This window comes from Arthrobacter sp. J156 (genome assembly GCF_056172865.1).
Genome location: NZ_CM149650.1, coordinates 248,653 through 262,120 on the forward strand (window position 1 = coordinate 248,653; position 13,468 = coordinate 262,120).

14 protein-coding genes are annotated in these 13,468 nt (G+C 72.8%); 7 read left to right on the forward strand and 7 right to left on the reverse strand.

All coding sequences use genetic code 11. From position 1 onward, the window contains the following. Window positions 1–25: 25 nt before the first annotated feature. Both AC0QR5_RS01255 and AC0QR5_RS01260 read left to right on the forward strand, forming a co-directional pair. Window positions 26–388, forward strand: coding sequence for a hypothetical protein (locus AC0QR5_RS01255; RefSeq protein WP_430632641.1), 363 nt, complete (start codon window positions 26–28; stop codon window positions 386–388). Between the two features lie 52 nt (window positions 389–440). Then, a complete protein-coding gene (locus tag AC0QR5_RS01260; RefSeq protein WP_329859724.1) occupies window positions 441–2,639 on the forward strand; it encodes a thioredoxin domain-containing protein in 2,199 nt (732 codons plus the stop codon). A gap of 7 nt (window positions 2,640–2,646) precedes the next feature. Here the strand turns inward: AC0QR5_RS01260 and trhA are convergent, their stop codons facing one another. Continuing rightward, complete coding sequence (gene trhA, locus AC0QR5_RS01265; protein WP_329859725.1) at window positions 2,647–3,315, reverse strand: PAQR family membrane homeostasis protein TrhA; 669 nt, start codon at window positions 3,313–3,315, stop codon at window positions 2,647–2,649. A gap of 126 nt (window positions 3,316–3,441) precedes the next feature. Here trhA and AC0QR5_RS01270 point away from each other — a divergent pair, with 126 nt between their 5' ends. After that, the gene (locus tag AC0QR5_RS01270; protein ID WP_329859726.1) at window positions 3,442–4,203 is read left to right on the forward strand and encodes an isoprenyl transferase; all 762 of its coding nucleotides are present in this window, start codon (window positions 3,442–3,444) and stop codon (window positions 4,201–4,203) included. Between the two features lie 275 nt (window positions 4,204–4,478). Further along, window positions 4,479–5,897 carry a PhoH family protein gene (locus AC0QR5_RS01275; protein ID WP_430632791.1) on the forward strand — a complete coding sequence of 473 codons (1,419 nt, stop codon included), beginning with the start codon at window positions 4,479–4,481 and terminating at the stop codon, window positions 5,895–5,897. A gap of 10 nt (window positions 5,898–5,907) precedes the next feature. Here the strand turns inward: AC0QR5_RS01275 and AC0QR5_RS01280 are convergent, their stop codons facing one another. After that, window positions 5,908–6,579, reverse strand: a complete 672-nt coding sequence (locus tag AC0QR5_RS01280; protein ID WP_329859727.1) for a GNAT family N-acetyltransferase — start codon at window positions 6,577–6,579, stop codon at window positions 5,908–5,910. Between the two features lie 82 nt (window positions 6,580–6,661). After that, a complete protein-coding gene (locus tag AC0QR5_RS01285; RefSeq protein WP_329859729.1) occupies window positions 6,662–7,501 on the reverse strand; it encodes a hypothetical protein in 840 nt (279 codons plus the stop codon). 58 nt (window positions 7,502–7,559) lie between these two features. Between AC0QR5_RS01285 and AC0QR5_RS01290 the strand changes: the two genes are divergently transcribed. Both AC0QR5_RS01290 and AC0QR5_RS01295 read left to right on the forward strand, forming a co-directional pair. Further along, a complete protein-coding gene (locus tag AC0QR5_RS01290; protein WP_329859730.1) occupies window positions 7,560–8,066 on the forward strand; it encodes a prepilin peptidase in 507 nt (168 codons plus the stop codon). A 5-nt stretch (window positions 8,067–8,071) separates the two neighbouring features. Beyond that, window positions 8,072–8,542, forward strand: a complete 471-nt coding sequence (locus AC0QR5_RS01295) for an NUDIX hydrolase (RefSeq protein ID WP_329859731.1) — start codon at window positions 8,072–8,074, stop codon at window positions 8,540–8,542. A gap of 107 nt (window positions 8,543–8,649) precedes the next feature. Here AC0QR5_RS01295 and AC0QR5_RS01300 read toward each other — a convergent pair whose 3' ends face one another. The 4 genes from AC0QR5_RS01300 to AC0QR5_RS01315 form a co-directional block, all read right to left on the reverse strand. Then, on the reverse strand, window positions 8,650–10,068 hold the full coding sequence (locus AC0QR5_RS01300) for a class II fumarate hydratase (protein ID WP_329859732.1): 1,419 nt from the start codon (window positions 10,066–10,068) through the stop codon (window positions 8,650–8,652). Window positions 10,069–10,131: 63 nt separating this feature from the next. Then, window positions 10,132–10,803, reverse strand: coding sequence for an SDR family oxidoreductase (locus tag AC0QR5_RS01305; RefSeq protein ID WP_329859733.1), 672 nt, complete (start codon window positions 10,801–10,803; stop codon window positions 10,132–10,134). Between the two features lie 84 nt (window positions 10,804–10,887). After that, window positions 10,888–11,520, reverse strand: coding sequence for a carbonic anhydrase (locus tag AC0QR5_RS01310; protein ID WP_329859734.1), 633 nt, complete (start codon window positions 11,518–11,520; stop codon window positions 10,888–10,890). Between the two features lie 106 nt (window positions 11,521–11,626). Continuing rightward, entirely contained in the window at window positions 11,627–12,238 is a 612-nt protein-coding gene (locus AC0QR5_RS01315) for a DUF4245 domain-containing protein (protein WP_329859735.1), read from the reverse strand. Between the two features lie 97 nt (window positions 12,239–12,335). On the opposite strand from AC0QR5_RS01315, the gene glpX reads away from it, so the two are divergent. Beyond that, complete coding sequence (gene glpX / locus AC0QR5_RS01320; protein ID WP_329859736.1) at window positions 12,336–13,370, forward strand: class II fructose-bisphosphatase; 1,035 nt, start codon at window positions 12,336–12,338, stop codon at window positions 13,368–13,370. The last annotated feature ends 98 nt before the right edge of the window (window positions 13,371–13,468 follow it).

Here is a 13,468-nt window from a genome sequence, read left to right on the forward strand (position 1 = left end):
GGCGCACCACTGGAAAGAGCTTTTCGTGAACCTGTTGTCCTCCCTGGCCGCCGCCACCGCCACGATGCCGCCCGCACCGACCGGGGACGCCGCGCGGCAGATCGGGCCGGGTTTCGCGGGCTTCCTGGCCACGGCGCTCATGGTCGTGGCCGTCATCTTCCTGATCCGTGACATGGTGCGCAGGATCCGCCGCGTCCGCTACGCGGCCGACGCCGAGTCGAGGCAGCAGGAGCTGGTCGAGCGCGGCCGCGAACTGCAGCCCGACGACGACGCGCTGCCGCGGGCCAACGACGCGGCAGCGGACGGCGGGCCCGCACCCGATGCGTCCAGTGCGCGCGGCGCTTCCGACGCGCGCGAAGGGACCGCCGGCGACGACACCCGGGGCTGATCCGCCGGCCCCACGAGCCAAGCCGCACACCCGCGGCGGCCGAGGAGGGACCATGGCCGGCCACATCGACGCGGAGGCCTCCGCCTACCTGCGCCAGCACGCCCACCAGCCCGTGGACTGGTGGCCCTACGGGGACGCCGCCTTCGAGGAGGCGGCGCGGCGCGACGTCCCGGTCTTCCTCTCCATCGGCTACGCCGCGTGCCACTGGTGCCACGTGATGGCCCGCGAGTCCTTCGACGATCCCGCGACCGCCGCCTACCTGAACGCGCGCTTCGTCCCGGTGAAGGTGGACCGCGAGGAACGGCCCGAGGTCGACGCCGTCTACCTCGCCGCGACCCAGACCCTCTCCGGGCAGGGAGGATGGCCCATGAGCGTGTTCGCGCTGCCGGACGGCCGGGCGTTCCACGCCGGGACCTACTTCCCGCCCGTTCCCCGCCAGGGCCAGCCCTCCTTCGGGCAGGTCCTCGAGGCCGTTGCCGAGGCCTGGCGAGACCGCCGCGAGGGGATCGAGCGCCAGGCCGGCGCCCTCGCGGAGCACCTCGGCGCCCTGGCCGACGCGCAGCGCGGGCTGCTCGCCCCGCCGTCGGGCACCGCCCGGGAAGACCCGGCGGCTACCGCCCCGCCCCCCGGAACGTCGGGCGCCGGAGCCGGTGCGGCGCCGTCGGGCCCCTTCCCCGGACTCCGGGGCGGCGGGCCGCGGGGCCCGGACCTCGCGTCCCTCGCGCTCGATGCCCTCGAGGCCTTGCGGGATCCCGACGGGGGCTTCTCGCCGGCACCCAAGTTCCCGCCGTCGTCCGCCCTGGACTTCCTCCTGCAGGAGGCCGCGGGCGGAACGCACGCCGGGCGGGCCCTCGACCTCGCCGGCACGGTCCTGGAGCCGATGCTCCTCGGCGCGCTGCAGGACCACGTCGGCGGCGGCTTCTCCCGCTACTGCATCGACGGGCCATGGCTCCTGCCGCACTTCGAGAAGATGCTCTACGACAACGCCCAGCTGCTGCGCCATGCCGCCCGCTGGTCCCGGCTGGCCGGCGACGCGCCGCGGCGGGAGCTGGGCCGCCGGGCCGCGACGGGCGCGGCGGAGTGGATGCTCGCCGAGCTCGAGGCCGGCGGACTCCTGGCCTCCTCCCTGGACGCCGATACCGTGCTGGCCGACGGGTCCCACGTCGAGGGCGGAGCGTATCTCTTCAGCCGGTTACAGCTCCGGGACGCCGCCGGCGAGGACTGGTCCCTGCTGGGTCCGATCCTGCGCGGACGTTCCCCCGAACGCCCCCACGGCCCCGACCCGGACCCGGGGGAGCCGGCGACCATCGCCTTCGTCCGTCTGCCGGACGACGCCGAGTGGGCCGCGTGGGACCGCGTGCGGCCGCGGCTGCTCGCCGCCCGGGCCCGGCGTCCCCAGCCCGCCCGCGACGCCAAGGCCGTCGCGTCGTGGAACGGCCTGGCCGTCCAGGCGCTCGCCGAGGCCGGGCTGCTGCTGGGGCGACGCGACTGGGTCGTGGCGGCGGCCGGGATCGGCGGGGCCCTGTGGCGACGGCAGTGGGACGGACGGCGCGTGATGCGGGTCGGCTACCCCGGGGGCGCGCCGGCGCGGATCGACGGGACGCTCGAGGACCACGCGGGCGTCGCGCTCGGATTCCTCGCGCTCGCCGCGGCGGAAGGCGATGCGGTGTGGCTGGAGCGTGCGCGGACCGTCCTCGACGCCGCGGAGCGGGACCTCGTGCCGGACGGAAGCCCCCGCGACGGCTCGGGAGGGGACGGGAGGCTCCTGGCCGCGCGGGGCGGAAGGGCCGCCGTCGAACCCCTCGACGACGCCGTGCCGAGCGGGACCGCCCTGTTCGCCGCCGCCCAGCTGTCCCTCGGGGCGTACGACGCCGATGCCCGCCGCCTCGAGCTGGCCTCCGCCCTGGCCGCGGCGCCGGACAGGCTCGCGGGGCGGGCGCCGCAGGCCGTGGGCACCGCGCTGGCGGTCCGGGCGCGGCTGGGCGCGGGTCCCGCGACTGTTGTCGCCTCCGGCGGGAGCCCCGCCGAACGCGACGCGTGCCTCGCGGCCGCGGTGCTGGCCGGGGCCGCGGCCTGGGCCGGCGGCGCGCCGGGAGGGGGCGTGCCCGTGCTCGCGCGGGACCGTCCCGCCGGTCCGGACGGAGGGCTCCGGGCCTACGCGTGCTTCGGCAGCGTCTGCGAGGCGCCCGTGGCCGGTCCCGGCGCCGCCGGGGAGCTCGCGCGGCTGCTCGCGGCGCGCGCCGCGCGGTGAGGGTGGATCAGCGGGTCCCCAGGACCGCGAACATGATGGCGATGTAGTGGCACGTGAAGCCGCCGACGGTGAACGCGTGGAAGAGCTCGTGGAAGCCGAACCACTCGAGGTGGATGTTGGGGCGCTTGAGCGCGTAGAAGACGGCGCCGGCGATGTACAGCGCGCCTCCCGCGCAGATGAGGACGGCGGCCGGGACGCTCGCGGCGAAGAAGTCGCCGATGAAGAGCAGCGCCGCGAGGCCCAGGGCGATGTAGACGGGGACGTAGAGCCAGCGCGGCGCGTCCGTCCAGACCACCCGGAAGAGGACGCCGAGGAGCGCGCCGCTCCAGACGAGCCACAAGAGCAGCGTCGACTTCGAGGGCGGCAGGAGGGCCCAGGCCAGCGGCGTGTAGGAACCGGCGATGACCAGCATGATGTTGGTGTGGTCCAGGCGCTTCAGGACGCGCTTGACGTTGGGGGACCAGTTGCCGCGGTGGTAGACGGCGGAGACGGTGAACAGGAGCAGGCCCGTCACCGCGTAGACCGTCGAGGCCAGCCGGCCCGCCGGCGAGGGGGCCAGGGCGATCAGGACGATTCCTGCCGCGAGCGCGAGCGGGATCATCCCGGCGTGGATCCACCCCCTGAGCCGGGGCTTGAACTCGTCCATGAGGGAGCCGTCCGGCTGCTGCGTCTGCATGGATCCATTCTATCCCTACTGGTCGGTAACTTATCCGGCGGGCGCCGGGCGCGGTAGCGTTGGAGCGTCGTCGGCCACCGGGCCGGGGCGCGACGCGGGAACGGACCGCCGGATGGAGGATGCCAGGTGAAGCTGCCGACGTTCCTGTACCGGTTGTACGGGAAGTTCATCACGCGCGAGCTGCCGCCGGAGAAGCTCCCCGGACACATCGGGATGATGGTCGACGGCAACCGGCGCTGGGCCAAGCTGGCCGGAGCCCCCACGGCGCACGGCCATCAGGCCGGCGCGGACAACATCGTCTCCTTCCTCGGCTGGTGCGACGAGCTGAAGATCCGCACCGTCACCCTCTACATGCTCTCCACGGACAACATGAGCCGCTCCGGCGAGGAGCTCGACCAGCTGATGGGCATCATCGCCAACCTCCTGGACCGCCTCGGGGAGAACAAGACGCTGCGCGTGCAGCCCGTCGGCGCCCTCGAGCTCCTGCCCGGCTACCTGGCCGAGAAGCTGCGCCGGCTCGGCGAGGACACCGCGGGGGCCACCGGGCTGCACGTCAACGTCGCGGTCGGCTACGGCGGGCGCCGCGAGATCGTGGACGCGATCAAGGAGCTGCTGCGCGACGCCCACGCCCAGGGGCGCAGCGCCGAGGAGGTCGCGGCGACGCTCGAGGTCGAGGACATCTCCCGCTTCCTCTACACGCGCGGCCAGCCGGACCCGGACCTCGTCATCCGCACGTCCGGCGAGCAGCGCCTCTCCGGATTCCTGACGTGGCAGAGCGCCTACAGCGAGTTCTACTTCTGCGAGGCGCTGTGGCCGGACTTCCGCAAGGTCGACTTCCTGCGCGCCCTGCGCGACTTCGCCAACCGGCAACGGCGCTTCGGCTCCTGAGCGCGGCCCCTGCGGGTGCTGCGGGGCGCCGCGGGATACCGGCATCCGGCGGTCCCGCCCGTTCACACGGAATTAACCGAAACGCCGACGCGTCGTGACCTCGAACACCCCGCCACGGGGTTAGTTTGGGGGCATCGGGCGGCAACCCGGCCGTCCGATCGGAAAGGCCGCCTGTTGAGCTTGTCCTCAATCCCAGGAAGGGCCGGAACCGGCCCGTCGGCCGTTCCGGACCACCCGTTCAGAACGTCCTAGGGCACACGCCCTGGTTGGGAGTCATCGTGGCAGCACAGACCGAGTCCGCAGCCCCGCCGGTTCAGACCGCACCGGGAACCGCGACCGCGCACGGGGCGGGCCCCGCACCGGGAAGCCACGCTAACGCCCACGGGCCCGAGCGGCAGAGCGTCGGCGAGAAGTCCTACGTCCTGGACACCTCCGTGCTGATCTCGGATCCCCGCGCGGTCCTGCGCTTCGCCGAGCACGAGGTGATCGTGCCGATCGTCGTCATCTCCGAGCTCGAGAAGAAGCGCCACGATCCTGAGGTCGGCTACTTCGCGCGCAAGGCCCTGCGCCTGCTCGACGAGCTGCGCATCGAGCACGGCGGGCTGGACAAGCCGCTGCCGCTCGGCGAGGACGGCGGGTCCCTGCGGATCGAGCTCAACCACATCTCGACCGAGGTCCTGCCCGTCGGATTCCGGGGCACGGACAACGACTCGCGGATCCTCGCCGTCGCCAAGAACTTCAGCGACGAGGGCCGTGACGTCACGGTCGTCTCCAAGGACCTGCCGATGCGCGTCAAGGCCTCGGCCATGGGGCTGCAGGCGGACGAGTACCGCAACGAGCTCGTCAAGGACTCGGGCTGGACGGGCACGGCGGAGGTCGACGTCGCGGACGACGACGTCGTGGCCCTGTACAACAACGAGGCCGTCCACATCGGTGCCGCGGCCGAGCTTCCCACGAACACGGGACTGGTCATCCTCTCCAACCGCGGCTCCGCGCTGGGCCGCGTCGGCGGCGACGGGCTCGTGCGGCTCGTCAAGGGGGACCGCGACGTGTTCGGCCTGCACGGCCGCTCCGCCGAGCAGCGGCTCGCGATCGACCTGCTGATGGACCAGGACGTCGGGATCGTCTCCCTCGGGGGCCGGGCCGGCACCGGCAAGTCGGCGCTCGCGCTCTGCGCCGGCCTCGAGGCGGTCATGGAGCGGCGCGAGCACAAGAAGGTCGTGGTCTTCCGGCCCCTCTACGCCGTCGGGGGCCAGGAGCTCGGCTACCTGCCCGGCACGGAGAACGAGAAGATGAACCCGTGGGCGCAGGCGGTGTTCGACACCCTGGGCGCGCTCGTGAGCGAGAACGTCATGGAGGAGGTCGTGGACCGCGGGATGCTCGAGGTCCTGCCGCTGACCCACATCCGCGGCCGCTCGCTGCACGACTCGTTCGTGATCGTCGACGAGGCACAGTCGCTCGAGAAGAACGTCCTGCTGACCGTGATGAGCCGCATCGGGCAGAACTCCAAGATCGTCCTCACCCACGACGTCGCCCAGCGTGACAACCTGCGTGTGGGCCGGCACGACGGCGTCGCGGCCGTCGTCGAGACGCTCAAGGGGCATCCGCTCTTCGGGCACATCACGCTCACTCGCTCCGAGCGCTCGCCGATCGCCGCCCTCGTGACGGACATGCTCGAGGACACGGTCCTCTAGCGTGTAGCCTCTAGCGCTCCGCCGCGGCGTCGCCCGGTCCCAGGCCGAGGAACGCCGCGGCGGCCGCGTGCCCTTCGACCTCGAGGCGCCACGGCGGCCGGACGAGCGTCTCCGGGGTGACGGCCGTGAAGCGGACCTCCTGCACGGTGTCGCCCCACAGCTGCCGGCGCGAGCCGTTGGGCCGGTAGCCGAGCGAGCTGGAGACGCCGAGCGACGCCGAGTTCCATGCGGCGGCGTCGGACTCGGCTGCCCCGGCGCCCAAGTGGTCGAACGAGTAGAGCAGCACGGCCGCGCGCATCTCCCGGCCGTAGCCGCGGCCCTGGGCGGAGCGCGTGAGCCACGAGCCGGTCTGGACGGTGCGCAGGCGGGGGATATCGCGGGCGGTCACGTCCTGGACGCCGATCATCCTGGATCCGCACCACACGCCGAAGGGCAGCGTCCACGCCCCGGGCCCAGTTTCCGCCCGCGTCCTCCAGGCGTGCCGGGCCGTGTTGGCCGGCAGCTCGGCGTCGGGGACCGAGGTCCACGGAAAGGAGAACGGGCTGCGGCTCGCCTCGTGGATCCCCGCGAGCGCTGCCTCCACGAGGTGCGGGACGTCGTCGTCCCGCACGGGCCGCAGTTCGAGGCGTGGCGTAGACAGGCGGAGGCCGAACAGGGGCCAGATCGGATCGTCCATCGGCATGGCCGCCACGCTAGCACGACGTCCAAGGGCAGGCGCCGCCCCCGCGGAGGGCGCCGGCGTCCGTCGCGGCCGCGCTTCCGGCTCAGCGGCGCGCGCGTCCTTCGGGAGGCACGATCCAGGGGATGTGGTCCCTGACGTCGGTCAGGTGCATCGACTGCTCCACGAACAGGTCGTCGAGCATGTACTCGTCGACGCCGTGGATATCGATCCGGTGCCCGGCCCCGGCACCGGGCCCGTCGAGGACCTCCGTGGCCACGCACACGCCCGTGGGCACGTCGATCGCGACGCGCGTCCGCCCTGCGCCGATGAGGGGGTGGCCCGCGCAGGCGGGACGGAACGTGCGGTTGGGGGAGACGACGGCCTCGAGGACCGGCCGCCCGTGGTGGAGGGCGTCGTCGAGCCGGTGGATCTCCACGACGTTGGAGAAGGGGATCTCCGTCGGCACCGGGGCGTTGCCGGCAAGTTCGACGGGATCGAGCATGGCGGCCCAGAACGGGTCGCCGAAGACCGGGTCCCCGTACGCGGCCTCCGGGCGCCGGCGGACCAGCCCGTCGTCGTCGTACACGGGATTGGTCAGGCGCGGCGGCAGGAGCCAGGACGTGCGCGTTGCGGCGACGTAGAAGGAGCCGCGCGAGGCGTTGATCCGCGTCGTCGAGAACAGCAGGGTGCCCTCGGGGTCTTGGACGCGGAGGGCGTCCGGCCGGCGCAGCCAGGCGTCGACGCGTGGGACGGGGACGACGCCGGAGCCCGGCCCTGGCGCGGGTGGGCCGGTCGGTGCCGGGCCGGGGGCCGCTGTCCACTCGACGCTGAACCGCAGGGTCTCCCACCGCCACGGCGACGAACGGCAGAGGCGGCGGAACGCCGCGGCCCGGGCGGGGCCGACGCCGGCGGACGGATCTGCGGGAGCTCCCAGGATGCCCATGTCCACAGTCTAGCGCCGCGGCGCCGCCGGCTGCCGGGCGTGCAGTAGCGTGGTTGCCATGATCGATGCCCTCGTCGAGCTGCGTCAGGAGCAGCAGCTGGCGGCCACCTCGCTGGCCCTCGCGTTGTTCCTCTTCGTGGTCAACGGGGCGAGGCTGGCGTGGATCGACGCCCGGACGCACCTGCTGCCCAACCGCATCGTGCTGCCCTGGTATCCGGCGGCGCTGCTGACGCTCGGTGGCGCCGCGGCGTTCGCGGGCGACTGGGGCGCGCTCCTGCGCCTCGTGGCGGCCGGGACGGCCCTGTTCGCGTTCTACCTGGCGCTGCATCTCGTCAAGCGCAGCGGCATGGGCCTGGGCGATGTCAAGCTCGCCGGCGTCCTGGGCCTGTACCTGGGCTACCTCGGGTGGGAGCACTTGGTGCTGGCGACCCTGCTGACGTTCGTGCTGGGCGGCATCGGCGCGCTCGTGCTCATCGCGGCCCGTCGGGCGACGCGCAGCTCGGCGATCCCGTTCGGCCCCTTTATGGTCATCGGGACGGCGCTCGCGCTGCTTGTGGCAGGCTAGGGGCCATGCCCACGCCCGACTTCATCCTCGAACTGCGCGCCCGCATCGGCACGCACCCCCTTTGGCTGCCCGGCGTCAAGGCCGTCGTCCACCGCGGCGACGGGGCCGTGCTGCTGGTCAAGCGCGTGGACAACGGGCGCTGGACCGTGCCCGCCGGCATCCTCGAACCGGGCGAGGAACCGGCCGGTGCCGCCGTGCGCGAGGTCCAGGAGGAGACCGGGGTCCGCTGCGTCGTCGAACGCCTCGCGGGCGTCGGGACGACGGCGCCCGTGACGTACCCCAACGGGGACCGGGCCCAGTACCTGGACGTCGTCTTCGCCTGCCGCTACGTCGGCGGCGAGGCGCGCGTGAACGACGACGAGAACTCGGAGGTCGCCTGGTTCGCCCCCGGCGAGGTGCCCGAACTGCCGCCGCTGCACCGCCGGGCCATCGACTGGGCCCTGTCCGCGGACCCCGCCGCGCGCTTCGTCGGCTGACGGGTCGGCAGCGCGCGGAACGAGGGGCCGTCCGCGCGGTCCGCGGACGGCCCCTCGCCGGTCCGGCGTCCAGCCCTTGGTTCGGCGTGCCGGGACCGGGGCCGGTCTCAGGCCCCCGAGGGCGAGGTCATGGTCGTCACGTCCAGGGCGCGGTCCAGCTGTTCCCGGGTCAGCTCGCCGCGCTCGACGAACCCGAGCGACAACGTCGCCTCGCGGATCGTCAGCCCCTCCGCGACGGCCTTCTTGGCGATCTTCGCGGCGTTCTCGTAGCCGATGTACTTGTTCAAGGGGGTCACGATCGACGGCGAGGCCTCCGCCAGGAAGCGGGCCCGCTCCACGTTCGCCGTGATGCCGTCCACCATCTTGTCCGCCACGACGCGCGAGGTGTTGGCCAGGAGACGCACGGACTCGAGCAGGTTCGCCGCCATGACGGGGATGCCGACGTTGAGCTCGAACGCGCCGTTGGTCGAGGAGAGCGAGACGGTCGTGTCGTTGCCGATGACCTGGGACGCCGCCATGATCGCCGCCTCGCAGATGACCGGATTCACCTTGCCCGGCATGATCGAGGACCCCGGCTGCAGGTCCGGGATCGCGATCTCGCCGAGCCCCGTGTTCGGGCCGGAACCCATCCAGCGCAGGTCGTTGTTGATCTTGATGAAGGAGTAGGCGATGTTGCGCAGCTGCCCCGAGGCCTCGACGAGCCCGTCCCGGTTGGCCTGCGCCTCGAAGTGGTTCCGCGCCTCCGTCAGCGGCAGCCCGGTGTCCTCGGCCAGGAGCGCGATGACGCGCTGCGGGAAGCCCGCCGGCGTGTTGATGCCGGTGCCGACGGCGGTCCCCCCGAGCGGTACCTCGGCGACGCGGGGGAGCGAGGACTCGATCCGCTCGATTCCATAGCGCACCTGGGCCGCGTAGCCGCCGAACTCCTGGCCGAGCGTCACCGGCGTGGCGTCCATGAGGTGCGTGCGGCCGGACTTCACGACCTCGGCGAACTCCGCCTCCTTGCGCTCGAGCGAGGCGGCCAGGTGGTCCAACGCCGGGACCAGGTCGTTGATCAGGGCGTCCGTCACGGCGACGTGGACGGACGTGGGGAAGACGTCGTTGGACGACTGCGACGCGTTGACGTGGTCGTTCGGGTGGATCCGCGTTGCCGAGCCCGACTCCTCGAGCCGGCGGTTCGCAAGGGCCGCGACGACCTCGTTCGTGTTCATGTTGGAGGACGTCCCGGAGCCCGTCTGGAAGACGTCGATCGGGAAGTGGGCGTCGAACTCGCCCGTCGCGACGGCCTCCGCGGCGACGGCGATCGCCTGGGCGCGCTCGTCGTCGAGCACTCCCAGCTCGGCATTGGCGAGCGCGGCGGCGCGCTTGACGCGGGCGAGGGCTTCGATGTGGCGGCGTTCGAGCGTCTTGCCGGAGATCGGGAAGTTCTCGACCGCGCGCTGCGTCTGGGCGCTGTAGAGGGCGTCGACCGGGACCCGGACCTCGCCCATCGTGTCGTGTTCAATGCGGAAATCCTCTGGGGTAGCCATGGGATCACCCTACGCCCGCCGCGGGCGGCTCCGGGAGGTGATCTCGACCACTGGACGCCTCCGCTACGACTCCTCCGGGAGGCGGCCGGCCGCTGCTACGGCCTCGGCGATCGGCGTCGGGCCGTTGTTGAACGGCACGGTGCGCCGGATGGTTCCGGGGGCGGAGAGCACCTCGGCGGCGACGGCGGCGACGTCCTCGCGGGCCACGGAGTCCTGCTCGATCGCGTCGCCGATGGCGATGCGGCCCGACCCCGGTTCGAGCGTCAGCCGGCCGGGGCCCAGGATGGTCCAGTCCAGCTCCGTGTCGCGCAGGTAGGCGTCCGCGGCGGCCTTGGCCTCCGCATAGGCGAAGAAGGGGTCCCCGGCAGGCACGCCGTGCCGCGTCGACGAACCGAGGTAGGAGACCATGACGTAGCGCCGGGCCCCGGCGGCCGCGGCGGCGTCCATGGAACGGATGGCGGCGTCACGGTCGACCGCGTAGGTGCGGTCCGCATCGCCGCCACCGGCTCCCGCGGACCAGACGACGGCGTCGTGCCCGGCCAGGAGCGCGGCGAGGCCCTCCGCGTCGAGGGCCTCGACGTCGGCGGTCAGCGGCGTCGCGCCCGCCGCCTCGATGTCCGCGGCGTGCGCCGGATTGCGGACGATCGACGTGACCTCGTCGCCCCGCCCGGCGAGGAGCCGGGCCAGGTGCAGGGCGACCTTTCCGTGGCCTCCGATGACGGCGATGCGGGACATGGTTCCTCCTGGGGTCGGCCTGTGGTCGGTCTCTAACGTCCGCTGCCGACGCTATCGCCCAGCGCCGGCCGTGGCCAGCCGCTGTTACAGCGCGCCGAAGCCGGAGACCATCTCGGCCTGGCCCTCGGCAAGCCGGTAGGTCACGCCGATCACCGCGGTGCTGCCCGCGTCGACGGCCGCGGAGATCACCTTGGAGGCATCGACGAGCCGCTGCGTGGTCTGCTGGACGTGCTCGACGACGTTGGAGTTGACGTCGTGGATGCCGTTGCGGTGCGCCGTGATCACGGAGGGCGTGATGCGCTCGACGAGGTCGCGGATGAAGCCGGGGGGCATGACCCCGGAATCGAAGGCCTCCATCGTCGCCGTCACGGCTCCGCAGTTGTCGTGCCCGAGGACCACGATGAGCGGGACCTCGAGCAACGCGACGCTGTACTCGAGGGACCCGAGGACCGCGTCGTCGATGACGTGGCCCGCCGTGCGGACCACGAAGACGTCGCCGAGGCCCACGTCGAAGATGATCTCCGCGGCCAGCCGGGAGTCGGAGCAGCCGAAGATCACGGCGAAGGGGTGCTGCTTCGCCACCAGCGAATGGCGCCGGGGGGCGTCCTGGTTCGGGTGCGCCGTGCTGCCGTCGACGAAGCGGTTGTTGCCGTCGCGCAGGCGGCGCCAGGCCTGGGCCGGGGTGAGGTCCTCGGAGAGGGAGGGGGGAACATGCATGGTACAAGGGTAGCGGCCCGGGCCGTCCCGCCCCTGCCCGCTGCGGCGTGTGACGCGTCAGGGCGCAGGCACGTCGAGGACGGCCGCGGTCCGGTCCGGGAACGCGTCAGGAGCCGGCCGAGAGTCCGCGCTGGACCGCGCGGGCGGCCTCGTCCAGGTCCTCCCACGGGCCGTCGGAGCTCAAGAGGACCGTGGTCCCGTCGAGCTCTCCGACGAGCGTGCGCTCGCCGGACTTGTCGCGCAGCTCCCACGCCGTGCCGTCGACCATCCGTTCGCCCGTCACGGGGGCCTGCCCGGACTTCTCCGCGATCCAGCTCGGGTTGGCGTCGCCGGCCTGCCGGATCCAGACGAAGCCCTCGTCCGTCGTCACATAGCCGATCTCCCAGTAGTCGACGCCGTCGGCCTTGCCCGAGATCCACCGCGCGAAGTTGGGGTACCAGCCCTGGGGGGCGAGCGGGGCCACGGGCGTGAAGTCGGCGGCCTGCGCGGCCTGCCCGGCGACGGCGGCGACGTCGACATCCGGGCGGTAGGTGTTCTCCGTGCTCCCGGGATTCAGCGCGATCACGGGGATCGCGACCAGGACGGTGAGCACGACCGAGATCACCATCCCCTTGAGGGACTGGTTGGCCCGCTTGGCCTGGGCCGCCGTCAGGACGGGCTTGGGGGCCTCGGCCTGCTGGGTCTGCTCGGGGAGGGGGGTGCCGGAAGAATCGCTCACCCTTCCATTGTCACCGATGTCACGCGGGCCCCCGACCCGGGGGAGGGCCGGATATGATCGACGAGGACCGGAATCCGGCCGAAGCAACCGCTCAACGATGAGGACCACCGTGACTGAAGCCACGAATTTCGCCCACTTGTCCCCGCGCTTGTCCGTCGGCGACGCCGAACCCGACCGCAACCTCGCCCTCGAACTCGTCCGCGTCACCGAGGCCGCGGCGATCGCCGCGAGCCCGTGGGTGGGCTTCGGCGACAAGAACGCCGCCGACGGCGCGGCCGTGGACGCGATGCGCTCGCTGCTCTCGACCGTGTCCTTCAACGGCGTCGTCGTCATCGGCGAAGGCGAGAAGGACGAGGCCCCCATGCTCTTCAACGGGGAGCGCGTGGGAGACGGCAGCGGGCCGGAGGTCGACGTGGCCGTCGACCCGATCGACGGCACCCGGCTGACGGCGCTGGGCATCAACAACGCCCTGGCCGTGCTGGCCGTCGCCGAGCGGGGCACGATGTTCGACCCCTCGGCCGTCTTCTACATGGAGAAGCTCGTCACGGGCCCCGAGGCGGCCGAGCTCGTCGACCTCCGGCTGCCCGTCAAGCAGAACCTCCACCTCATCGCGAAGGCCAAGAACAAGCCGATCAGCCAGGTCACGGTCTGCATCCTCGACCGTCCCCGCCACCAGGGGCTCGTCGACGAGATCCGCGCGGCCGGGGCCCGCACCAAGTTCATCATGGACGGCGACGTGGCCGGGGCGATCGCGGCGACGCGCGAGGGCACCGGGGTCGATGTCCTCATGGGCGTCGGCGGCACGCCGGAGGGCATCGTCACGGCCTGCGCCATCAAGAGCCTCGGCGGCGTCATCCAGGGCCGCTTGTGGCCGCAGGACGACGACGAGAAGCAGAAGGCGATCGACGCCGGCCACGACATCGGCACGGTCCTGTCCACCAACGACCTCGTCACGAGCGAGAACTGCTACTTCGCCGCGACCGGGATCACCGACGGCGACCTGCTGCGCGGCGTCCGCTACCGCGACGAGCGGATCTTCACCCAGTCGATCGTGATGCGTTCGAAGTCGGGCACCATCCGCACCGTCGAGGGAGAGCACCAGTCCCGCAAGTGGGAGGCCTACACCCGCTGACGCCCAGGCGCCGCCCCGGCGAACGGAGGGCGCGTCCCCGCCGGCCGAGAGGCCCGGCAGGGGGCGCGCCCTCCGCACGTCCGGCCCCGGGGGAGGCC

Bases quoted from the DNA above. Each gene is read 5' to 3' on its own strand.
- AC0QR5_RS01290 (WP_329859730.1), top strand. From the start codon at position 7,560: ATGATCGATGCCCTCGTCGAGCTGCGTCAGGAGCAGCAGCTGGCGGCC.
- glpX (WP_329859736.1), top strand. From the start codon at position 12,336: ATGAGGACCACCGTGACTGAAGCCACGAATTTCGCCCACTTGTCCCCG.
- trhA (WP_329859725.1), bottom strand. From the start codon at position 3,315: ATGCAGACGCAGCAGCCGGACGGCTCCCTCATGGACGAGTTCAAGCCC.
- AC0QR5_RS01305 (WP_329859733.1), bottom strand. From the start codon at position 10,803: ATGTCCCGCATCGCCGTCATCGGAGGCCACGGAAAGGTCGCCCTGCAC.
- AC0QR5_RS01280 (WP_329859727.1), bottom strand. From the start codon at position 6,579: ATGCCGATGGACGATCCGATCTGGCCCCTGTTCGGCCTCCGCCTGTCT.
- AC0QR5_RS01295 (WP_329859731.1), top strand. From the start codon at position 8,072: ATGCCCACGCCCGACTTCATCCTCGAACTGCGCGCCCGCATCGGCACG.
- AC0QR5_RS01285 (WP_329859729.1), bottom strand. From the start codon at position 7,501: ATGGGCATCCTGGGAGCTCCCGCAGATCCGTCCGCCGGCGTCGGCCCC.
- AC0QR5_RS01260 (WP_329859724.1), top strand. From the start codon at position 441: ATGGCCGGCCACATCGACGCGGAGGCCTCCGCCTACCTGCGCCAGCAC.
- AC0QR5_RS01300 (WP_329859732.1), bottom strand. From the start codon at position 10,068: ATGGCTACCCCAGAGGATTTCCGCATTGAACACGACACGATGGGCGAG.
- AC0QR5_RS01310 (WP_329859734.1), bottom strand. From the start codon at position 11,520: ATGCATGTTCCCCCCTCCCTCTCCGAGGACCTCACCCCGGCCCAGGCC.